We start from the raw sequence: 23,935 nt of genomic DNA on the forward strand, positions 1-23,935 counted from the left end.
TTTATTAATTAGATTAGATTTCCGCTTTATCGTATATTTGTACCCAATAACCGAATTAAGAGATATGAAAAAGATAAGTTTTGCACTTCTTTTCTGCCTTTATACGCTGGCAAGTTTTGCCCAAAGCGGCAAACCACTCGATTTAAAAGAAATTGTATCCGGAGAGTTTACCCCTCAAAGTATTTCAGGCGTAATCCCTATTCCGGGAGATGGAGAGCACTATTCGCAAATGAATGCGGACAAGACGCAAATCATCAAATACTCTTTCAAAACAGGCAAACCGGTGGAAGTATTGTTCGATGCCGCCACCGCCCGCGAATGCCCGTTTAAGAAGTTCGACAGCTACAGCTTTGCTCCGGACGGCAGCAAGCTGCTTATCGCAACGGAAACGACTCCTATCTACCGTCATTCTTATACGGCAGTACATTATATATATAGCCTGAAACGAAATCTGGACGGTAAGATAAACAATGTAGTAGAGAAACTGTCCGACGGCGGACCGCAACAGGTGCCGGTCTTTTCGCCCGACGGATTCCAAGTGGCTTTTGTGCGCGACAATAACATCTTCCTTGTAAAACTCCTCTACGGCAACAGCGAAAGCCAAGTGACCGAAGACGGCAAACGCAATGAAGTGCTGAACGGCATCCCCGATTGGGTGTACGAAGAAGAATTCTCTTTTAACCGTGCATTGGAATTCAGCCCCGACAGCAAGATGTTGGCATTCATCCGTTTTGACGAACGGGAAGTTCCGTCTTATACTTTCCCGGTATTTGCGGGAGAAGCGCCCCATATCGCTCCTTATGAAAAATATCCGGGTGAGTATACCTATAAATATCCCAAGACGGGTGAAAAGAACTCAAAAGTATCTGTACATACGTTTGACATCAAGTCTAAAGTAACCCGTAAAATCAATCTTCCGTTGGAAGAAGGAGGATATATTCCCCGCATCCGTTTTACGCAAGACCCGAACAAGCTTGCCATCATGACGCTGAACCGCCACCAAAACAGGTTCGACCTGTACTTTGCCGATCCTCGCAGCACTGTCTGCAAGCTGGCGGTGCGTGACGAAAGCGATACGTATATCCGCGAGAATGTATTCGACAACATCATCTTTTATCCGGAAAACTTCAGCTTTGTAAGCGAAAAAAGCGGATATAACCACTTGTACTGGTACAGCATAGCCGGGAACCTCATCAAGCAAGTCACCTCCGGTTCCTATGAGATACAGGACTTCTTGGGCTATGCCCCCGAAGACGGCAGCTTCTATTACAGCAGCAATGAAGAAAGCCCGCTACGTAGCGCTATCTACAAAATAGACCGTAAGGGAAAAAAGACTAAATTATCATCACAGACCGGCACAAACAGTGCGCAGTTCAGTACAGATATGAAGTATTTCATGAACCGTTACTCCAATCTGGACACTCCGACTGTCATTACCCTGAATGACAATACCGGCAAGACACTTACCACGCTCGTAGACAATGCCGCCTTAAAACAAAAGCTAAGAGGATATGATATGCCGAAAAAAGAATTTTTCTCTTTCCAAACCTCCGACGGCGCTACCCTGAATGGCTGGATGATGAAACCGACAAACTTCTCCTCCGGCAAGAAGTATCCGGTTCTGATGTATCAATACAGCGGTCCGGGTTCACAACAGGTCCTTGACAAGTTCGGCATAAGCTGGGAAACCTATATGGCATCACAAGGTTATGTCGTGGTGTGTGTAGACGGACGCGGAACAGGCGGACGCGGTGCGGAGTTCGCCAAAGGCACTTATCTGAATCTCGGCATCAAAGAAGCCAAAGACCAAGTGGAAACCGCCCTGTATTTAGGACGCCAGCCCTACGTGGACAAAGAGCGTATCGGCATCTGGGGCTGGAGCTATGGCGGATATATGACTATTATGAGCATGAGCGAAGGAACTCCTGTGTTCAAGGCAGGTGTTGCCGTTGCCCCTGTCACCGACTGGAACTATTACGATACCGTATACGGTGAACGCTTCATGCGTACCCCGAAAGAGAATGCCGAAGGTTATAAAGCCTCATCCGCCTTTACCCGTGCCAACAATTTGCATGGCAATCTGTTATTGGTACATGGCATGGCCGATGATAATGTCCATTTCCAGAATTGTGCGGAATATGCCGAACATCTCGTACAGCTTGGCAAGCAGTTTGATATGCAGGTTTACACCAACCGCAACCATAGTATATTCGGTGGTAATACCCGCTTGCACCTGTATACCAAATTGACGAATTTCTTTAATCGGGAGTTGAAAAATAAATGAGCGAAAGAATACGCAAGCCGGAATGGCTCAAAATAAGTATCGGCGCCAACGAACGTTACACCGAGACAAAACGTATTGTAGAATCCCACTGCCTGCACACTATCTGCAGTAGCGGGCGTTGTCCTAATATGGGAGAATGTTGGGGAAGGGGTACAGCCACCTTCATGATAGGCGGAGACATCTGTACCCGTTGCTGCAAATTCTGTAATACGCAAACAGGCAAGCCTATGCCTCTCGATCCGCAAGAGCCGGTACACGTAGCCGAGTCCATCGCCTTAATGAAACTCTCGCACGCCGTGGTCACCTCTGTGGACAGGGATGATTTGCCTGACCTCGGCGCTGCCCATTGGGCGCAAACCATCCTTGAAATCAAACGCCTCAATCCGGAGACAACCGTCGAAGTATTGATACCCGACTTTCAAGGCAGAAAGGAACTGGTGAACATGGTTATTGCAGCCCGACCGGACATTATCTCCCACAATATGGAGACAGTGAAACGCATCAGCCCGTTGGTACGAAGTGCAGCCCGCTACGAAACCAGTCTCGAAGTACTGCGACAAATATCCGCAAGCGGTACTACCACCAAATCCGGTATCATGGTCGGTCTTGGAGAAACTCCGGACGAAGTGGAGGAATTAATGGACGACCTGCGCAATGCGGGCTGCCATATTCTCACTATCGGACAATACCTGCAACCTACACATAAACATTATGCGGTAGCCGAATACGTTACCCCCGCCCAATTCGCCGCTTACAAAGAACTCGGATTAAAGAAAGGATTCACTCAAGTAGAAAGTGCACCATTAGTACGCTCCTCCTATCATGCAGAAAAATCAACCCAATATTTACAAAAAAGGATGAAATAAAGAACATTTTATACAAGCCGTTTGTTAAAAAGGAAACGGCAAAATAGCGTAGTAATGGGCAAGCAAAGAGTTCTATCATCCAAGTTTAATATGTCTCTGGGATATATCCCCGTCATTATATCCATTATATTATGTGAGTTCATAATGCAAGACATAGCCATCTATATCGGTACAGGTGTAGGGGTGCTATCCAGTATCTATATGTCACAACGCAAAGGCTCGCATATCCCTCAAATCATACTATACTGCACGACAGGAATGTTACTGTTACTGACAATAACATCACTTTTCGCCACCGACTATTGTCCGAAAGCGATGTTTCCGTTCACCTTGGAAATTAGCGCCATCATTCCACCGCTTATCATCTTCTTGAACAGGAGGCGTTTCCTGAATTACCACGAAGCACAGACCCATAAGTGCTGTAAACAGTTCTTTGCACAAGGAGCCGAAGCCGCAATAGTATCCGCCCGCGTGCTGCTGCTAATCGGGTTCTTTCATTTTCTAATCATATCACTTGCCATATTGTTCGGTCACCCGCTAAGTGACACGTTGCGCCATTTTTTATTCCGCATCCTCCCACCCTGCGTATTTATACTGAGCATCTTGTTCAACCAGTTCGGCATCTACTATTTCAATAAGGTGATGAAACACACCGTATTCGTCCCCATAGTGACTAAAAAAGGAGATGTCATAGGAAAAGCAATAGCATCGGAGGCCATCAACCGAAAAAATGATTATATCAATCCTGTTATCCGCATCACCGTAGCATCACATGGCATGCTATTCTTATTACCACGTCCTCAATGCAGTATACTCGACAAAGGAAAAACGGATATATTAATGGAAAGCTACTTATTATATGGTGAGACCTTAGAGCAAGGCGTAAAACGTGTATTGCTGAAAACACTACCGACAGCTCCTCTGCAAAACCTGCATTTCAACTTTACATATCACTTTGAGAATGAAGTAACCAACCGTCTGATTTATCTATTCACTCTTGATTTGGATGATGATTCCATCTTATGCAATAAAAAGTTTAAAGGCGGAAAGCTTTGGACATTCCAACAAATAGAACATAATCTTCATCGAAACTTCTTCAGCAGTTGCTTCGAGTCTGAATACGAACATATAAAAGAGATTATTTATACAAGAGAAAAATACAAGGAATCTTAGATAAATCGGGAACTTTTCCCTGCCATTCCTTCACTGTTTTAGTTTTGATATATTCCCTTTCACACGTAATATCGGCAGCGATACAGAGTTTGGTTTGGGGACGGCAGTTATGCAAAATATCCTCTATCATCTTATTGTTGCGGTAAGGAGTTTCTATGAAAAGCTGAGTTTGATGTTCGTTGTACACACGTTGTTCCAATGCCTTCAGCTTCTTAGCACGTTCTCCGGGTTCAATCGGCAGATAGCCGTGAAAGGCAAAGCTTTGTCCGTTGAAACCTGAGCCCATGACCGACAATATAATTGAAGAAGGACCTACCAAAGGAATAACCCGCAGATTCTTACGTTGTGCCATCGCCACTACATCCGCTCCCGGGTCGGCAACAGCCGGACATCCGGCCTCAGAAATCACCCCCATCGAATTGCCGGCTTCAAGAGGCTTCAAATATCCGGAAATATCTTCCGGTGATGTATGCTTATTAAGCGTATAGAATGTAAGCGAATCGATATCTATTTCCCTATCTACCTTTTTCAGAAAACGACGTGCCGAACGTACATCCTCCACTATAAAATGCCGGATAGTCAAAATCACTTCTTTGTTATAAGAAGGTAGTACTGTTTCAACCGGAGTATCGCCCAAAGTAACAGGTAATAAATAAAGAGCTGTTTCCATGTAAAAAAAGTGATAGAATGGAAGAGTGAGAAAGTAATAGAGTGATAGGGTGTAAAATGTTGGAAATATCCTGCCATCACTTACCACCTTATCACCCTAACACCTTTGTTTCTCTTATCCGTAGATTATATTTCCGTTTTCGTCCTTATATTCATCCAGACCTTTCTCATAAGTGGCCATAGCACGCAAACTCATACCTACGCTGGAGAAACCTCCGTCGTGGAACAGATTCTGCATGGTGACTTTACGGGTCAGGTCGGAGAACATTACGATACAGTAATCTGCACATTCATCAGCCGAAGCATTGCCCAAAGGAGACATACGGTTGGCAAAATCGAACAACTTGTCCATACCCTTTACACCTGAACCGGCAGTAGTCATGGTAGGAGACTGTGAAATGGTGTTGACACGCACATTGTGTTCGCGTCCGTAGATATAACCGAAGCTGCGGGCGATAGATTCCAACAGTGCTTTTGCATCTGCCATATCGTTGTAACCGTAGAACGTACGTTGCGCAGCTACATAACTCAATGCCAAGATAGAACCATATTCGGCAATAGCATTCATCTTCTTGGCAGCCTGTATCATCTTGTGGAAAGAAACAGCTGAAATATCCAACGTCTTACCCAACATATCATAATCCAGGTCATCATATGTACGTTTTTTGCGTACATTGGGAGACATACCGATAGAATGGAGGACAAAGTCAACCTGACCGCCCAACACCTCCATGGAACGTTTGAATACATTCTCCAAATCTTCTACACTGGTAGCATCTGCAGCGATAACTTCGCAATTCAGCTTCTCAGCCAATGCAGAAACTTCACCCATACGCACTGCGACAGGTGTATTGGACAAGGTGATAGTTGCACCTTCTTCTACTGCTTTTTCTGCTACTTTCCAGGCAATGGACTGCTCATTCAGAGCACCAAAAATAATGCCTCTTTTTCCTTTCAACAAATTGTAACTCATACCTTTTTTAATAAGTTTTGAGCTGCAAAGATAGTGCAAAAACCCCGAAAGCACACAAAGAAAAGCCTAAAACCACAAAAAATACACCAAAACCAACAATTAGTACACATCTTTTCAGCTAAAGCCCGATATTTTTGCAACGTAGTAATTAAGAGGTTTTTTCATAATATTTATTTAAGGTTAGAATTAGGTTAACATGAATCATTTATTATTTCTTTCGTAGGCCACTCGCGAGGGCAGCTTACGAGAGGATAATAAAAAAGGGATGAAAGTCTTTCTGAAAATGCCGCTTAATTCATTAATCACAAATTACAATTCATAATTCATTAATATAGTATCACGAATGAACACATTATTAAAAAAACTATTTACGCTTAGCACATTTTCTCTTGCTTTACTGCCTGTACAGAATGATGTTTATGCCCAATACAAAAGTCCTATAGACGAAAGTATCTATAAAGAGCTTCCTTTTAGTATGCCAAAAGTCGAGTTGCCCTCGTTTCCGAATTATACAGTCAATATCCTGCAGTTCGGAGCGAAAAGTGACGGAACTACCCTAAACACAGAAGCGATTAATGACGCAATCAAAGCTGTCAACGCAAAAGGCGGAGGTAAAGTAGTGATTCCGGAAGGATTGTGGCTGACAGGGCCTATCGAGTTATTGAGTAATGTCAATCTGTATACGGAAAAGAATGCATTAGTTGTCTTTACAGATGACTTTAACGCTTATCCCATTCTTGAAACATCGTTTGAAGGTTTGAATACCCGCCGTTGCCAATCTCCTATTTCAGCACGCAATGCTGAAAACATAGCAATTACAGGTTATGGTGTATTCGACGGTTCGGGTGACAGCTGGCGTCCGGTAAAGAAAGGCAAACTCACAGCCGGTCAATGGGATGCCCTCGTCAAGTCGGGCGGTGTAGTGGACAAATCCATATGGTATCCCACCGCCGGTTCATTGAAGGGAGCGTTAGCCTGCAAAGAATTCAACACTCCTGAAGGTATTGAAACAGATGAAGAATGGAATGAAATACGTCCATGGCTACGCCCGGTATTACTAAATATAGTCAAGAGCAAAAAAGTTTTATTGGAAGGGGTAACATTCAAAAACTCACCGAGCTGGTGTCTTCACCCGCTGTCATGCGAGCACATCACTATCAACCAAGTAAAGGTATTCAATCCCTGGTATTCGCAGAACGGTGATGCTTTAGATTTGGAATCCTGCAAAAACGCACTGATAATCAACAACATATTTGACGCCGGTGATGATGCTATTTGCATCAAATCCGGAAAAGATGAAGACGGGCGCAAACGCGGCGAACCTTGCCAAAATGTTATTGTAAAGAACAACACCGTACTGCACGGACATGGCGGCTTCGTAGTAGGCAGCGAAATGTCCGGCGGTGTGAAGAACATCTATGTAACAGACTGTACGTTCCTCGGTACAGACGTAGGTTTGCGTTTTAAAAGCACCAGAGGACGCGGCGGTGTCGTAGAAAGCATCTACATCCACAACATTCACATGATTGACATCCCTCACGAACCCTTGTTGTTCGATTTATTCTATGGTGGTAAAGCTGCCGGTGAAGAAACAGAAGAAGATTTGAAAGGCCGTATGAAAACAGCTGTTCCCGAAGTAACTGTCGAAACGCCTTCTTTCCGCAATATTCACATCTCCAACATTATCTGTAAAGGATCGGGACGTGCTATGTTCTTCAACGGATTGCCGGAAATGCCCATCAAGAATGTAACTGTAAAAGATGTAATCATCAACGACGCCCAAGAAGGCATTGTCATCAGCCAAGCAGAAGGGGTCGCACTGGAAAACATACGTATCGATACTAAAGGGCACACATTGGACGTGAAAAACGCCAAGAATCTGAAAGTTGACGGAAAGATGTATTCCGCCATTGGTGCAGAAGGAAAAATATTGGATTTCAAATAATCCCAATAAGCAATAAGCGCAAAGCAGACAGTTTTTTTGCCAAAAGAAAAAGAACTGTCTGCTCTTTTTAGTTTAATTTTGCCACAGTTAATTAAACACATTCCTTATGAAAACGCCCTTTTTAACCGGTTTTCTATTCTTGTGCGCAAGTACTCTCGCCGCACAAGTACAGACAAGCACCAAAACTATCTCGGTAGAAGTAAGTAACTCATGGAGCAAAGATAAAATCGATGCTCCGATAGTATTAAAAATCCAAGACCTACAACCCGGTTTCCGTGTTCGCTCAGCTATTGTAATGAACGGTAATGAAGAGATACCCTCACAGCTGGATGATTTGGACGGTGATTTGAAAGTTGATGAGTTGGCATTTGTCATGAATATTCCTGCCAAAAGCAAAGAGACGCTGACAGTAACCTTATCTTCCGCCAAAACAGATAAGACCTATCCGGCACGTGTCTTTGCCGAAATGCTGATACGAGATGCCAAGAAGCAGAAGCATGCTCCTACACAGGCAGTCACCGTACCGGGTACGACCAATTTTTATAATATGCTGCATGGGCATGGGCCTATGTTTGAGTCGGAGCTGGTTGCATACCGCGTTTATTTCAATCAAAAGCAAACAATAGACCCCTATGGCAAATTCAACAAAGGGTTGGAAATACAAGAAAGCGGTTTTTATCCTAATGATGAACAGCTTGCACGTGGTTTTGGCGATGATGTGCTACTGGTGGGAAACAGTTGCGGCATCGGCGCTCTGAAAGGATGGAACGGAACAAAAGCGACTCATATAGAACCGATAGCCTTCCGCACGGAAAGTATTCTCGCTTACGGCCCTATACGCACAATTGTTGATGTTGCGGTAAAAGGCTGGGAGTATCAAGGAAAAGAACTGAATATGACTAACCGTTACATTCTTTATGCAGGCCACCGCGATCTGCTTGTAGAAACCTTTTTTGATGAGCCGCTGAAAGATGAAGTTTTTTGTACCGGTGTACAAAATATTATGGGTAACGAAACACTCTCTGAATCCGATCACAAAGGTTTAGTAGGCAGTTGGGGAAGGCACTGGCCCGTAAACGACACTGTAAAATATGCAAAAGAAACGATAGGAATCGCCACTTACATCCCGCAGAAATACGTCCGCAAAGAAGTAAAAGACAAAGATAATTTCCTTTATACGCTTTCAGCCCCCGGCAGCAAAGGCTTCCGCCACTACACCATGTTCACGTCATGCAAGGAAACTTTCGGTTATCCTACTCCCGAAACATGGTTTGCCCATATGCACGAGTGGAAAGAAGAACTGCAACATCCGGTTCTGATAAAAATTGAACATTAAAAATTTAAACATTAAAGAATCAAATCGTAACATGAAAACCAGAAGCGCACTTTTAGGACTCAGCCTGCTGCTCACATTACCCTTGACAGCACAAGAGAAGAATTATGTTTCCGAGGTATGGGTGGCCGACCAAGGTAACGGTAAATATAAGAATCCGATACTCTATGCAGACTATTCCGATCCGGACGCCTGCCGTGTGGGAGAGGATTTCTACATGACTTCCTCCAGTTTCAACTGTCTGCCGGGTTTGCAAATCCTGCACTCCAAAGACCTCGTTAACTGGAATATTATCGGCGCTGCCGTCCCCTACTCCCTCGCTCCTGTTGAAACACCGGAACGTCCGGAACATGGTAACCGTGTATGGGCGCCTGCCATTCGTCACCACAACGGTGAGTTCTACATATTTTGGGGCGATCCCGACCAAGGCGCTTTCATGGTGAAAGCGAAAGATCCCAAAGGACCGTGGACAGACCCCGTACTCGTAAAGCCGGGTAAGGGTATTATAGATACATGCCCTTTCTGGGATGAAGACGGAAAAGTATATATGGTACATGCCTACGCCGGAAGCCGTGCCGGATTGAAAAGTATCATATCCATATGCGAACTGAATGCGGATGCCACCAAAGCCATTACGCAATCACGCGTCATTTTCGACGGACATGAAGCACACCAGACTTGTGAAGGTCCCAAACTTTACAAAAGAGGAGATTATTATTACATCTTCCACCCGGCAGGAGGGGTACCCACCGGTTGGCAGGTCGTACTCCGTTCCAAGAATATATACGGTCCTTACGAATGGAAAAAGGTACTGGCTCAGGGTAATAGCCCAGTCAATGGTCCTCATCAAGGAGCATGGGTGGATACTCCTACCGGTGAGGACTGGTTCCTGCACTTTCAGGATGTCGGCGCTTATGGGCGCTTGGTACATTTGCAACCCATGAAATGGGTAAACGACTGGCCTGTTATCGGTATTGACAAAGACGGTGACGGCTGTGGCGACCCGGTACTGGTTTATAAAAAGCCGGATGTAGGTAAAACATACCCCATCCGTACTCCGCAGGAGAGTGACGAGTTTGACGGCTACACCCTTTCCCCACAGTGGCAATGGCATGCCAACATCAATGAAAAATGGGCTTACTATGCAGGAGATCAAGGCATAGTCCGCCTCTACTCCTATCCTGTTATCAAAGAGTACAAAAATCTATGGGACGTAGCCAACTTATTGTTACAGAAAACTCCTGCCAACAATTTCACCGCTACCATGAAGCTGACCTTCAAGCCTACGGAGAAGTACAAAGGAGAGCGTACCGGACTGGTCGTTATGGGCCTTGACTACGCCGGACTGATTTTAGAGAATACAGACAAAGGTTTGGTATTATCCCAAGTATCTTGTCCCAAGGCAGACAAAGGTACTCCCGAATCTGTGAACGGAACCGTCGATTTAAAAGACAACACGATTTACTTGCGTGCCAAGTTCACCTCCGATGGAAAAAAGATTTCCAAGAGCGAAGGCGGGCACGACCTTTTGGTACTATGTAATTTCAGCTACAGCCTCGACGGTAAGAAGTATCAACCGTTAGGTAAGCCGTTCCAAGTAAAAGAAGGTAAATGGATTGGCGCCAAGGTAGGAATGTTCTGTACTCGTCCGGCTATTGTCACCAACGACGGCGGTTGGACAGATGTAGACTGGTTCAGAATTACGAAATAACAGTTTTTCGATGAATTATCGTATCTTTGCGCCTGAAACAATAAGATAAGAATAATGAAGAAACTTGTTATATTCGATTTGGACGGTACTTTACTTAATACAATTGCCGATTTGGCACAAAGCACCAATCATGCCTTGAGCATGATTGGTTATCCTACCCACGAAGAGTCTGCCTATAACTTTATGGTAGGCAATGGGATTAATAAACTTTTTGAGCGTGCTCTTCCCGAAGGGGAAAAGAGTGAAGAGAACGTACTCCGTATACGCAAGGAATTCATTCCATATTATGACGTGCACAACGCAGACAAAAGCCGTCCGTATCCCGGCATTCCCGAACTACTGGAGCAACTACAGTTGCAGGGACTACAGATAGCTGTTGCATCCAACAAGTATCAGTCGGCAACACAAAAACTGATAGCCCACTATTTCCCCGGAATACGTTTCATCGCTGTTTTCGGACAACGGGAAGGAGTCAATGTAAAGCCTGACCCTACCATTGTAGAAGACATTCTGACCATTGCCAAAGTAAATAAAGAAGAAGTACTCTACGTAGGCGACTCCGGAGTGGATATGCAGACAGCTATCAATGCCGGCGTCACTTCCTGCGGAGTAACTTGGGGATTCCGCCCACGGACGGAATTGGAGGAATTCCGTCCCGATTATATTGTGGATAAGGCGGAAGATATTATAGACCTCCTTCTACCTGCTTTTTCATAATATCTTTCACAAGATAGTGCAAATACATCTCTAAGTTCGTATAATTCATGTCCGGATCAAGTGTCTTGCTGTTGCCGTCGTTCGCATCATTAGGATTCAAACCAAATTCTATTTCAAAATCATCAGGCATACCGTCACCGTCCGTATCCGTCACATCAATGGAAGTATCCGTCTTCAAAGCCGGATAGGGATTTCCGTTCAGTTCCGGTAAGGCAGAAAGTATATCTTTAGGAGTATTTATATAGCCGAGCCCGGCACTGTTATCGGTAGCCGTACAAGTAGCCAGCCCATTCTTCACATCCCCCAAAATCAGTTTATCTATGGCGTCACGGTAATTGCAGGCGCCGACATACTCCATTACCTTGACATAGGCATCCGTTGCGGAATGAGTTGTTACGCCTCCTGTCTCCACAACCAACGTTTCTTTTCTGATATCTTTCTTAACGTCGTCCGTCCAAAGATAATCGACCTTTTCATTATTGTCTTGTTGCTCATAAACACCCTTTTCCCAATTATCCGCCGTAACATCCGCATATCCTTCCACCGTGTTGCCATCAATATAGAATGTACCCCACTTGTGCAACGAAGGCTGCCAAGAGTTCCAATTACCATCTTTATCCTGACAGTACGCAGTCGTACGCACTCCAATCTTGGCAATGCGATAGCGTGTGCGTTTGCTGGTGCCGGCAGAGTTAGTGGCAGGCCCCGGCTTATAATAGTTGTTCACTATATTCATATGCTGGTTCTCACCGCCATAGCAGCCTTCACCCGACCAGTTATAATAAACATTATTGCGAATATCAACATACTCACTCTCCTGAGTTGTAGAACGAGGACCAAGACGCGGAACACGACTTTTGCAATGAGCAATCATATTATGATGATAAGAAGCACGATTACCTCCCCAGTTCCCGCCATAACCGTGCGAACCCTTACCATGAGTTGAGTTGTGCAGAGCCTGCGCTGCAAGGCACCATTGCACGGTAGAGTTCTCCATGCCATATACCGACAGGCATTCGTCCACGCTCCAACTCATAGAACAATGGTCCACTATGATATTTTTCTTGTCCATTCCCCCCAAACCATCAGGTTCGGCTCCACCGGTATCTCCCGGACGGAAACGAAGAAAACGGATTATAACATCATTAGAATTAATCCAGAACTGATAATCAGCGATACAGATACCGCCGGGGGACGTCTGTCCGGCAATCGTCAGATAATCTTTCTGAGTTTTAATATCCGATTTCAAATGAATTGTACCTGCTACGTCAAACACAATTGTCTTAGGCCCGTCTTGTCCTAACGCCCAACGTAACGTACCTTCTGTACCGTCATCCTCCAAACTGGTGACGTGATAGACCTTGCCCTCACGACCGCCTACGGTATTCTTTCCATGACCTTCAGCACCGGGGAAAGCGGCGAACTCCACCGGCTCCATTGACGGATGAGAACTGTATTGCACGATTCGTACACTATCAGAAACTCCCTTTTTACTCGTAAAGACTATTTCCGCCCTGCGGGAAGTATCTTCATCATTTGCATCAACCGTAAAGTGATGGGTATAAGTAGACATACCTTTAGTTGCCGGCTTTTCCCTAATCCAATCAACACCGGCAGGTAACTGAATGGTATATTCCACATTACTTTGCAATTCTATTGTTATATCCTGCCCCTCAGCAGGTATCTTATAGTTGGTTTCATTCAGTACAATAGTTGGGATACTTCCTGCCTGATAAACGGTTACCGTCTCCAACAAATCACCGCTCTTGAAAGTGATAGCGCCTTCACGCTTTTCATCGGACATATTCTCCGATGCTGCGAATTTTAAGACAGAAGTAGAGAGGGCACGTGTTTGGGTAACAAGACGTAACCAATCCCTGTCTTCTTCACTGACTTCACTTGTAAAACTCACATTTGCTTTTACCTTCACAGTAAACTCTTCCCCTTCTCTTTTTACCTCCACCTTGCCGGAAGTCAACAGAATTGCATCTTTCTGTTTTTGTGTGACAGTTACGTATTCTACAGCATCGCCACAAGTGATGGTCACCTTAGAGTTACGCTCATCATAGCTGCCATTCTCTCCGGCTGTAATGGTAAGAATAATGTCTCCTCCCGTTTCCCCGGAAGCAGGCGTTACTGTACACCAAGTTTTTTCAGCTTTAGCAGTCCAAGCTTTATTGGCTGTAAAGGTTACAGACACCGCCTCTTTGCCGTCAGCAGAAATTGAAGTAACCGGTTCAATAAGTTTTTCTATTTTCCCTGTTGTCACATCTGTTGAGTCTTTCCCTTCCGAATCGGAGCTACATCCCCATGTAAAGAGAAAGCACAGTAATAGTATCCACTTGCTTTTATCCATATCGCATAGTATTAAATTATTAGTATTATAATTATAGTTCGCAAATGTATATAGTCCTACCCATCCTTATGTGTACTTTTTGATTTTCAACTTGTCCTTTTCTTTGTTTCCTGCTATACAACATATTTACAAGAGGATTTAAGTGACAAAATATTACAGAGAACAAAAATTACATACCTAAAAACAAATATTCCACAAGTCATTTTTCACGTTAATCTACATTTGCATCGATGAATTAACAGTGTGCACGAACACACACAATGAAAAATCACTTTTTTAATAAACAAATATGCAAAGAATGTCTAAAATGAAAAACATGCGCACGGCGTTACTATTCCTCTTAGTAACCATGATATCGCTTAGTATATCAGCGCAAAATGTAACCGTAAAAGGTACTGTGAAAGACAAGACAGGAGAAACCGTTATCGGTGCTTCTGTAGTCCAAAAAGGGAATACCGGTAATGGTACAATCACTGACATTGACGGTAACTTTACCCTAAGTGTTCCGGGCAATGCAACTTTAGTCATCTCTTATGTGGGAATGACAACACAGGAAGTTGCCTTGAAAGGAAAAACTCAAATCAATGTTGTTTTGGAAGATGACGCACAAGCCTTGGAAGAAGTGGTAGTCATCGGTTACGGTACAGCTAAAAAGAAAGACTTAACAGGTGCGGTCAGCACAGTAAAAGGAGCCGACTTGGCTAAAGTTCCCGTAACCAATGCAGCCGAAGCATTAACCGGTAAACTGGCCGGTGTGCAAATCACAACGACTGACGGCTCTCCTGATGCAGAAATGATTATCAAAGTGCGTGGAGGCGGCTCTATTACCGGAGACAGTTCTCCTCTTTATATAGTAGACGGCTTTCCGGTATCAAGTATCAGCGACATTGCTCCAACCGATATTGAAGACATCACCGTGTTGAAAGATGCAGCTTCTACCGCCATCTACGGTTCACAAGGTGCTAACGGTGTAATATTAATCACCACTAAAGGGGCTAAAGGCGGAAAGACAACCGTCAGCTATAACGGATATGTACAAGGAAAAACAATCCGCAAGACTTTGGATGTAATGAACCCCTATCAGTTTGTCATGTACAATTACGAGCGTCAAGCTCTTAGAGGCGCTTCCGCCATCAGAGGTTTTGAAGAACGTTATGGTGCGTATGGCGACTTAGATTTATACAAATACCAACAAGGTCACAACTGGCAGGAAGAAATGTTCGACAACAGCGACCTGTCTCAGTCACATAACATCAGCATTACCGGTGGTAGCGAAAAAACCAAATTCACATTAAGCGGAACTTATGCCAACGACAACAGCTTAATGGAGAACAATGGATACAGACGTTACAATATGAATTTCAAACTGAAGCATGAACTATACAAGAATCTAAGTCTGGACTTTGGCGCACGCTTGGCCGATACCGAAACCAAAGGTGTGGGTACAGGTGGTGGCTCATACAAAATCCGTTCTTATGATGCTTTAATGAAAGCTCCTGTAAACGGTCTGTATGACCAAATTGATATTGATCCGAGCACGCTTCCGGAAGAAGAATATGAAGAATATGTTAACGCAACACGCAGCTTGAAAGATCAGGTTAACGACTACTGGAGAAGAAAGAACGAGCGTCGTTACAACTTCAATGCAGCCATCAACTGGAATATCACAAAGAACTTCACCTATCGTGCAGAAGGCGGTTACGACTATACCTTCTTCCAACAAAAAGACTGGTATGGCCCAAGAAGCAGCAAAGCTGTCCAAGACGGTCAAGGATTGCCAATGGGCGAATGGGAAAAGAAAGACTCATGGAAACTTCGTGCAGCACACACTCTGACTTGGAAACAAAAATTCAACAAGATTCATGATGTGAACATCATGGTAGGACAAGAATATGTGGCATCCAACAGCGAAAGCAATGAAATTATCGGCAAATTCTTCCAAGAAGATATCACTCCGGAAAAGATGTTCGCAAGTATGGCAGCCAATTCCGGTGCTACAGGTTCACGCACTATTTCTTCTCAATTAGGACAAGAAGACAGGACAATATCTTTCTTCGGACGTGCCAATTACAGTCTGTTAGACAAATACCTATTGACCTTCACCATCCGTGCGGACGGTTCTTCCAAATTTACCAAAGGCAACCGTTGGGGATATTTCCCTGCCGCAGCTCTCGCATGGCGTGTAATAGAAGAACCATTTATGGAACCTGCCAAAGAGTTCATGTCCAACTTGAAGCTCCGTTTATCTTATGGTACTGCCGGTAATAACCGTATCGGTAATTCTCTGTACGAAACCAGCTATAAGGCATACTCCGGCGGTAAATACTATGGAGCCGGTGAAGAGCAGAATCCTCACTATACATTGAACAACGACCAGCTTGCCAACCCCGACTTGAAATGGGAAACAACAATTACCCGTAACGTCGGTTTGGACTTCGGCTTCTTTAACGAAAGACTTACCGGTAGCATTGATTATTACTGGAACACAGTTAAAGACCTGCTCATAGAACAAAGCATCACAGCCATCGGCTACAAGACCATGCAACAGAATATCGGCCAAACCTCAAACCGAGGTGTTGAATTGAGCTTGAACGCAGCTATTCTTCAAAAGAAAGATTACTCTTTGAACTTTAATTTCAACATCGGTTTCAACAAAAACAAAGTTGACAAATTAGCAAACGGCATATCATCCATGTCGTACAACTCCGGAGCATTCTCCTCGGATATGCGTGGACGCGACGACTACCGCGTAATCGTAGGTGAGCCTTTAGGCATTGTATGGGGATTTGTGTATGACGGCATATATGGCGTAGATGACTTTGTCACTTATACAGATGACAACGGCAAGACCCAATTTCAGTTTGACAAATCCGGGAATTATATCCTGAAAGAAGGCGTTACAGACAACACCTACACAACTGCAAGCTCTTACGGAGGTCTCCGTCCGGGAGCTATGAAACTGAAAGACCAAGACGGCGACGGTAAAATTACAGAAAAAGGCGACCGTGTAATCATCGGACGTACCCAACCCAAGTTTACCGGTGGTTTCGGTTTAAGCGGTAACTACAAATGGTTCGACATATCCGCCAACTTCAACTTTGTGGTAGGCAATGATGTTTATAATATGGACAAGATGGTATCTTCTCAATCCTACCGTAACTCTTACGCCAACCTCCGTGCAGAAATGGCTCCTGTAACATTAGGCGGTAGGGCATGGACCTATCTGGATCAGTCAAACGGTACTATCATTACCGATTATGAGACTCTGAAAGCCATGAATGCCAATGCCTCTTACTGGTCTGCCACTACCATGTCCGACAATAACCCTGTACCTACCTCATGGGCAGTAGAAGACGGTTCATTCCTGCGTCTGCAGAACCTGACCGTAGGTTTTACCTTACCTAAAGACTGGACAAGAAAGTTCGCTTGCAATCAACTTCGTCTGTACTGCACGCTCAACAATCTGTTCTGCATCACCGGTTATGACGGTTACGACCCTGAGGTGAACTCAGCTATCCGTAACAGCAAGACAAGCGGTGTCACTCCGGGTGCCGATTACTCTGCATATCCCAAATCATTCTCTTGGACAGCAGGTGTCAACATTACATTCTAATTAATAAATAATTGAAGAAACATGAAGAAGAAATTTATATATATAGCAACTTTAATCTGCGGCCTGTTCCTCACATCCTCTTGTGATGATATGCTCGACACAGAGTCCTTGTCCACAGATGACTTATCGTACGTATGTTCCAATCCTACGGACGCACGCAAGATGGTCTCTCACGTTTACTCATACTTTTGCGAAGATACCTACACCTCACGTATGGGTACCAACTGGATGCAAAATACAGATATTGAAGTAGGTTTCATCAACAAAGCTCAAAGAGAAAATACCGACCGTCGTGGAGTATGGGGATTGAATATGAAATATTTCAGTGATATTCTGAACTGCTGGGACAACACCTACAAAGCTATCGACTTTGCCAATCAGTGTATCAAAGGCATAGAAGCAAGCGAACGTTATACCGAAGGGGATAAGGACATGAAGCAACTCCTCGGAGAGGCTTACTGCCTGCGCGCCTATTGGTACTGGATATTGTGCAACTTTTGGGGAGACGTACCTTTTGCCACAACACCGTCAACTAAAGATGAAATGCATAACGATCCGCGCACTGACAAGAACATTATTTATACACATTGTATCCAAGACCTTATCAACATCGAAGAAGATATGCAATGGAGCAATGAAATCGGTGTGGAATATATGAACCGTGAATTTGCATTAGGTTTTATTGCCAAGCTGGCTATGTTCCGTGCAGGCTACTCTATGCAAGCAGACGGAACAATGGCACGCTGCACAGAAAGCGGTGAAGAATATACCGTTACCTACACTGATGAAAACGGAAATGAAGCGACAGCTTCTTCAGCCGATGATTATTATAAAGTAGCAAAAGCTTATGCACTTAAACTCATCAAACTGAAAGACCGTGCTCTGAATCCAGACTTCAAAGAAATATTCGACAACCAAATCAATGGCTGCAACCCCGCTAACGGAGATGTATTGTTCGAACTCGGATACGTTACCAACTCTGGCGGTGATATAGGCTGGTGTCATGGTTTAAGTGTAGTAAACAGTTCCAAAGGTTCAGGTACTACTTATACCAACTTAACTCCGAGTTATGCTTGTTCTTTTGCCCCTACAGACCAACGCCTGTCTGCCACATGTGCCAACTATCGCTGGCTGTACGACAATAAGCAGAATGCAGTAGACGGATTCAGCGTACAACCCGCAAAATGGTGCCGTCTGGATTTGGTGACAGCCACAGAGAGCAAAGGTACAGGTATCAACTGGCCTATCTTGCGCTATGCAGACGTCCTGCTGTTGCTGGCAGAAGCTGAAAATGAGATTAATAATGCCCCTACACAAACAGCCAAAGATATGCTGAAACGAGTACGCGAGCGCGCATTTGCCAATGCTTCCGACAAAACTGCCCAAGTAGACAATTACATCAATGCTTTGACAGATCATGACGCATTTAAGCAAGCCATCATCAATGAAAGAGCTTGGGAATTCGGTGGTGAGAATATCCGCAAATTCGACCTTATCCGTTGGAACTACTACAGTGACGCTATCGTAAATACAATAGAATGGATGCGCGACATTGCCATCAACTATCAACAGTTGAAACTGGAAGGGGGCGAACTGATTTACGACAAAAACCAACCGGTAGAAGCCAAGAACATTGCATCACGTCTCTACTTCAAATATCAGGAAGGTAAAGTCGTATTCGAAGCCGGTAACAGCAACTTGTACACTACATATTACGACCGTTCCGAGAGTCCTTACAAAGAAGCAGAAAGCCTGAAAGACGATGATATCAAAGACGCAGGTGCTACATACGAAGGTCTGAAATATGTAAGTTTCGTAGACGGGTTTATCAGTGTCAGCGAGAAAGACCCTGAAACCAATCAAGCTTACGGAAAGGATGAAGCCGGAGATCCCATAAAGAAAGGTGTGGTAAACGAAAAAATCACTTCTTCTTGGTATGGTTTGACCGCAGGTGTATTGGTGACAGGAACAGAAGACATCTCAAGCTTGAGAACCAAAGTGACTCCTTATGTATTCCCTATCCCGTCAGACCGTATCATGTCATCGGGTGGTGTATTATCTAACGATGGTTATGCAATCCGTAACAAATAAAAAAACAGCAGTATTATGAAAATCAAGAAATATATATCAATCATGTTTCTTGCGTTGACAGCAAGTTACACCTTTACCGCATGTAGCGATGATGACTCCCTCGGTGAAGCTCCTCGTCTGTTTCGTCCGGTAACATCACTGGAAGTGAAAAACAATAATCTGGTAGCTACTTGGGAAAACATCAAAGGAGCTACAGACTATGTGTTGGAACTGTATCGGGTAACCGGTACAGACGACCAAGACAACAATACCTACGAACTCCTGTCGGAAGTTTCTTGTCAAACTTCCCCCTACACTTTCGAAGGGCTGAACTGGGACGAGAAATACATGGTGAAGATTAAATGTAAAGGCATAGGCAAAGAGTCCGAACAATACCAGACTCTGGATGCAAACATTGCTTACATCTCTCGCTTGTCAGGAACTAAAGCCATTGACAATGCAGTACGTATCAGTTGGAAAGAGGCCAGCGGCTCCAATGCCGATATCATCAAGGCCATTAAAGTTGTAACTGAAACTACCGCTCCCGATGCAGCAACAAGAGCCGAGGGAGAAGATGGTAGCGAAACTACCGCACGTATAGAATTGGTATCTGAAGCAGAACTTAATGCCGGATATAAAGATATCTTTAATCTGAGTCCCGAAACGAAGTACACTTTTTATGCTTACAAAGATGACGAGATACTGGATAACTCAACGTATGCAGGTAAGCTGAGCACAACAACAACAACTACACCGGATTTTGGAGAGCTGTTCCCTAATGGATATGTGGACTTACGCAATCAACCGGACGTAGATCCTGAAGTCTTATTCCAAGACAAAGAGTTCTGGGCTACTATCACAGAAGGTATGGGAGTTATACTTGCAGGTGGAACTGATTATAAAATTGAAAAAGAGTTTGAATTCTCCAATTCTATTTCATTCATGACAGGACCAACTTTAGGCAAAAATGCGCGTATTGTCTTAAGTGCAGGAATGAAAGGTAGTGGTACAATAGAAAAAATACAATTTTCCAATATTGACTTTTGCGGAAAGAAAGTTATTACCGAAGGTGAAGATTTAGGCATAGATTATATTGTTACTTATAATAACACTCCCAAAAATCTATCAGGTAACCAAATTTTTAACCCTAATGGCTCAAACTCAACAATTAAAGAACTCATTTTTAAAGGATGTAATATAAAAGGTTTTCGTGGTGTTGTACGCGGGCAAACATCAAACGACAACTTTACAAAAATAGTATTTGAGGAGTGCATGATTAATGGCGTTGGTGAACAAGGAGTTGTTACAAATGCAGATAAGGGTGCAGACTGGCAAGAAATCACATTTAAAGACTGCACAATCTATAATATTTGTATGCTCATAGATGTGCGTAAAACAAAAAATCCCCCTACCATTAATATCACTAATTGTACATTCTGCTACGCACCAGTAGAAAATGAGCAAGACCAAAAACTCCCATTGTTCCGTACTGATAAAAATGAAGTCAATATAAATATAAGCAACACATTATTCGGTCCTTCTATGTGGACTGATAATCATAAAGCAGGAAATATCAGAACTTTTACACCTGGTATTAAAGGTTCTGTCTTTGTTGACAAAGCATCCAATACAACATTTTCAGTGAAGAGTAGCTATAAAACAAACTTTACATGGACTGATTTTGCTGGAAAGACATATCCTCTTGATGGTCTTCTTCCCTTAGATTTTGATGAGAAATCTTTGTGGCAAGACCCCGAAAACGGAGACTTCAAAGTTATTGGTGTCATTGGTGAAGACGGTATCGGCGCTTCCAAATGGTTACAATAACTAAACACCTAAAACTATAAAAAGTAAGGGTTGGCTTTGAAGCCAACCCTTACTTTTTATACATCAGTCCCCCCTTCCACCTTCCACACCCCCCTATCCGTCGGGCTTTGCGGGTGGAACCCACATCAGCATCACTGCCTCACAATCCTGTCCCTGCTCACCCCGTAATATCCCGCCACAGGCACATACACAGGCTGTGTAGGTATTCCGATGTTCCGTATTTTGCCTTCCGTCCTCAGCCTTCGGATATGTTCCATCGCCTTCGACTTCATAAATCCGCATATCTGCTGGAAGTCGGCTCGCGTCATCAGCTGGTAGTCGGCGAAATACGTCCGCAAGCGCATATCTATTTCCACGTCCGACAGCTTACGGGAGTGTCCGTTATGCTTGATATTCTTAAGCTTCACAACCCCTATCTCGTTCTTCAATGCTTGGTCGGCACGAAACTTGATACCTTTCAGACGAACTTTCGTGTTTTTACGTTTCGTATCTGCCGTCACCTCCTCTACACATTTCAGCGTAGGATGGAAATAGCCTATCCCGTCCAAATGCACTTGGCGTCCGTCGCCCAACTCTTCGCCCAGTATATGCGACAAGGCATCGAGCACAGACGTTACATCCGTTTCCGTCAGTGAGCAACGTTCTTGAATCCTGCGCCTCACATAGTCCGTTCCTATCTTTCCATTGAGCGTAATGCGCGCATGGAGCTTTTTCTCGTCCGGTCGGTTCGGCGGTACCGGATTCTCGTACCATTCAAAATGAATTGCCATAGTGCAGTATTTATTTATACTGTGTAAAGTTAGTGTTTTCCCATGAGATAATCTATTATTCCTATAAGAATAAATGAATGCTGACTACTGCCAACAGACCTGTTGACAAATGTAAACAGATACGTTGACAGATATAAATAGACCTGTTTACTACTGTCAACATCCTATTTTACTACGAGGAAAAACAGGCTATCCTACGTTGAAAATAGAATAAAACAAGGGTTTGAGTTGTTCGGCGCTACAAGCGAAAATAGTACGGAAAAGGCTTGCAAAAGGAGGTTTGCCGATAGTAACTTCGTGACACAAAACAATTAATAAAAACAATTTATATGATGGAAAACAGCATTATGAAATTTATCTCTTTCTTAATAAGAGATTGGAGAAACGGACATCAAAGAAAATTCCTCGAACAAAAATCACCCGCCAAGCATCATCCGGTCAGCCTGACAGAGCAAGTGAACCGCTTTCTGCAAGTCACCTACGACTTTCGCTACAATATGCTGACAGAAGAAACCGAATACCGTCTCAGTGACAGCACACATGAAATATTCACACCGATAGGTAAGCGCGAACTGAACTCCCTGTGCCTTGAAGCCCATGCACAGGGTATCCTTTGTTGGGATAAAGACATCAGCCGCTATCTATTCTCTAAAAACGTACAAGAATATCACCCCTTCTTACTTTACTTCGACCGGCTCCCCGTTTGGGACGGCATTGACCGGATTGGCAAACTGGCACGCCGCATCTCTTCCGAGCCATTCTGGATAAACGGCTTCCACATATGGATGCTCGGACTGGCCGCACAATGGACCGGAAAAACCGGAAAGCATGCCAACAGTGTAGCTCCCCTTCTCGTCAGCACCCGGCAGGGCTGCCTGAAATCCACCTTCTGCAAAAGCCTGATGCCCGACAGCCTGTCCCGTTACTATTCGGATGAGGTAGAGCTCACCTCACGAAGCAATGTCACCCGCAAAATGTCGGAAATGGGACTGCTAAACCTCGACGAGTTCGACAAATACTCTATCGGAAAAATGCCCCTGCTCAAGAACCTGATGCAAATGGCAGACTTGAACCTATGCAAGGCATACCAAAGGAATTTTCGCAATCTGCCCCGCATCGCTTCTTTCATCGGCACAAGCAACCGCTTCGACCTGCTTTCCGATTCGACAGGCAGCCGCCGTTTTCTGTGCGTAGAGGTAAAGGAAAAAATAAATTGCAGCCACATCGAACATAAACAAATCTATGCACAGCTCAAACAGGAACTCTCGAATGGAGCCCGCTATTGGTTTACCGCCGAAGAAGAACAGGAACTGCAAGAACACAACCGTACGTTCCAACGTCGTAATATGACGGATGAAGTACTCTTTTCATGCTTTCGCCCTGCCACCGAAAAAGACACTAAGGAGATGGTTCATAATCTTTCTGCCGCCGATATATTCAAAGCATTGAAAAAACAGAATCCCGCTGCCATGCGAGGAGTAAATCCTAACAGTTTCGCGCAACTGCTATCTCCGGCTGGATTCGTACGCAAGCGCGGACGTTACGGTAACGTTTATCCGGTAGTGCAACTCGTCTGAACAATGGTTCCACCCGTAAAGTCCGATAAATAAAGGGATGCAGAAGTGTGT

General features: G+C 44.2%; 15 protein-coding genes and 1 pseudogene. 11 read left to right on the forward strand and 5 right to left on the reverse strand.

Translation table 11 applies throughout. The annotated features are described in order from the left end of the window. Window positions 1-64 precede the first annotated feature (64 nt). Genes KG118_RS02290 through KG118_RS02300 form a run of 3 tightly spaced genes read left to right on the forward strand, consistent with a single transcriptional unit; the run spans window position 65 to window position 4,323 of the window. The gene (locus KG118_RS02290; RefSeq protein WP_117711114.1) at window positions 65-2,284 is read left to right on the forward strand and encodes a S9 family peptidase; all 2,220 of its coding nucleotides are present in this window, start codon (window positions 65-67) and stop codon (window positions 2,282-2,284) included. Further along, window positions 2,281-3,150: a lipoyl synthase gene (gene lipA, locus KG118_RS02295; RefSeq protein ID WP_117711113.1), complete on the forward strand. Its 870-nt coding sequence runs from the start codon at window positions 2,281-2,283 to the stop codon at window positions 3,148-3,150. Before KG118_RS02290 ends, lipA begins: the two co-directional genes overlap by 4 nt. Before the next feature lie 54 nt (window positions 3,151-3,204). After that, window positions 3,205-4,323, forward strand: coding sequence for a hypothetical protein (locus KG118_RS02300; protein WP_117711112.1), 1,119 nt, complete (start codon window positions 3,205-3,207; stop codon window positions 4,321-4,323). Here the strand turns inward: KG118_RS02300 and KG118_RS02305 are convergent. After that, complete coding sequence (locus tag KG118_RS02305; protein WP_117711111.1) at window positions 4,289-4,993, reverse strand: SAM-dependent methyltransferase; 705 nt, start codon at window positions 4,991-4,993, stop codon at window positions 4,289-4,291. The genes KG118_RS02300 and KG118_RS02305 overlap by 35 nt on opposite strands. 114 nt (window positions 4,994-5,107) lie before the next feature. Continuing rightward, window positions 5,108-5,965 (reverse strand): enoyl-ACP reductase FabI, encoded by an 858-nt coding sequence (locus tag KG118_RS02310; protein WP_022218190.1) that lies wholly within the window; start codon window positions 5,963-5,965, stop codon window positions 5,108-5,110. Between the two features lie 343 nt (window positions 5,966-6,308). On the opposite strand from KG118_RS02310, the gene KG118_RS02315 reads away from it, so the two are divergent. The 4 genes from KG118_RS02315 to KG118_RS02330 all read left to right on the forward strand — a co-directional run bounded on the left by KG118_RS02315 (window position 6,309) and on the right by KG118_RS02330 (window position 11,671). After that, on the forward strand, window positions 6,309-7,910 hold the full coding sequence (locus tag KG118_RS02315; RefSeq protein WP_213388341.1) for a glycoside hydrolase family 28 protein: 1,602 nt from the start codon (window positions 6,309-6,311) through the stop codon (window positions 7,908-7,910). Between the two features lie 106 nt (window positions 7,911-8,016). Beyond that, window positions 8,017-9,246 (forward strand): DUF4861 domain-containing protein, encoded by a 1,230-nt coding sequence (locus KG118_RS02320; RefSeq protein WP_117711109.1) that lies wholly within the window; start codon window positions 8,017-8,019, stop codon window positions 9,244-9,246. A 31-nt stretch (window positions 9,247-9,277) separates the two neighbouring features. Beyond that, window positions 9,278-10,954, forward strand: coding sequence for a glycoside hydrolase family 43 protein (locus KG118_RS02325; RefSeq protein ID WP_117711108.1), 1,677 nt, complete (start codon window positions 9,278-9,280; stop codon window positions 10,952-10,954). Between the two features lie 54 nt (window positions 10,955-11,008). Then, window positions 11,009-11,671 (forward strand): HAD family hydrolase, encoded by a 663-nt coding sequence (locus KG118_RS02330; RefSeq protein WP_117711107.1) that lies wholly within the window; start codon window positions 11,009-11,011, stop codon window positions 11,669-11,671. Here KG118_RS02330 and KG118_RS17400 read toward each other — a convergent pair. Both KG118_RS17400 and KG118_RS17405 read right to left on the reverse strand, forming a co-directional pair. Then, window positions 11,640-13,310, reverse strand: coding sequence for a BACON domain-containing protein (locus KG118_RS17400; protein WP_369834555.1), 1,671 nt, complete (start codon window positions 13,308-13,310; stop codon window positions 11,640-11,642). The genes KG118_RS02330 and KG118_RS17400 overlap by 32 nt on opposite strands. Before the next feature lie 99 nt (window positions 13,311-13,409). Further along, window positions 13,410-14,027, reverse strand: a pseudogene (locus KG118_RS17405) (BACON domain-containing protein); the annotation flags it as partial. Between the two features lie 298 nt (window positions 14,028-14,325). Between KG118_RS17405 and KG118_RS02340 the strand changes: the two are divergent. The 3 genes from KG118_RS02340 to KG118_RS02350 are packed head-to-tail and all read left to right on the forward strand — an operon-like array spanning window position 14,326 to window position 21,537. Beyond that, the gene (locus KG118_RS02340) at window positions 14,326-17,640 is read left to right on the forward strand and encodes a SusC/RagA family TonB-linked outer membrane protein (RefSeq protein ID WP_117711105.1); all 3,315 of its coding nucleotides are present in this window, start codon (window positions 14,326-14,328) and stop codon (window positions 17,638-17,640) included. A 21-nt stretch (window positions 17,641-17,661) separates the two neighbouring features. Continuing rightward, entirely contained in the window at window positions 17,662-19,731 is a 2,070-nt protein-coding gene (locus tag KG118_RS02345; RefSeq protein ID WP_117711104.1) for a RagB/SusD family nutrient uptake outer membrane protein, read from the forward strand. Between the two features lie 15 nt (window positions 19,732-19,746). Beyond that, window positions 19,747-21,537, forward strand: coding sequence for a hypothetical protein (locus tag KG118_RS02350; protein WP_117711103.1), 1,791 nt, complete (start codon window positions 19,747-19,749; stop codon window positions 21,535-21,537). A gap of 131 nt (window positions 21,538-21,668) precedes the next feature. Here the strand turns inward: KG118_RS02350 and KG118_RS02355 are convergent, their stop codons facing one another. Then, window positions 21,669-22,307 carry an HU family DNA-binding protein gene (locus tag KG118_RS02355; RefSeq protein WP_117711102.1) on the reverse strand — a complete coding sequence of 213 codons (639 nt, stop codon included), beginning with the start codon at window positions 22,305-22,307 and terminating at the stop codon, window positions 21,669-21,671. A 332-nt stretch (window positions 22,308-22,639) separates the two neighbouring features. On the opposite strand from KG118_RS02355, the gene KG118_RS02360 reads away from it, so the two are divergent. Next, window positions 22,640-23,884, forward strand: a complete 1,245-nt coding sequence (locus tag KG118_RS02360) for a VapE domain-containing protein (protein WP_117711243.1) — start codon at window positions 22,640-22,642, stop codon at window positions 23,882-23,884. Window positions 23,885-23,935 lie beyond the last annotated feature (51 nt).

The sequence above is a fragment of the Bacteroides propionicigenes genome (genome assembly GCF_018390535.1).
Lineage (GTDB): Bacteria > Bacteroidota > Bacteroidia > Bacteroidales > Bacteroidaceae > Bacteroides > Bacteroides propionicigenes.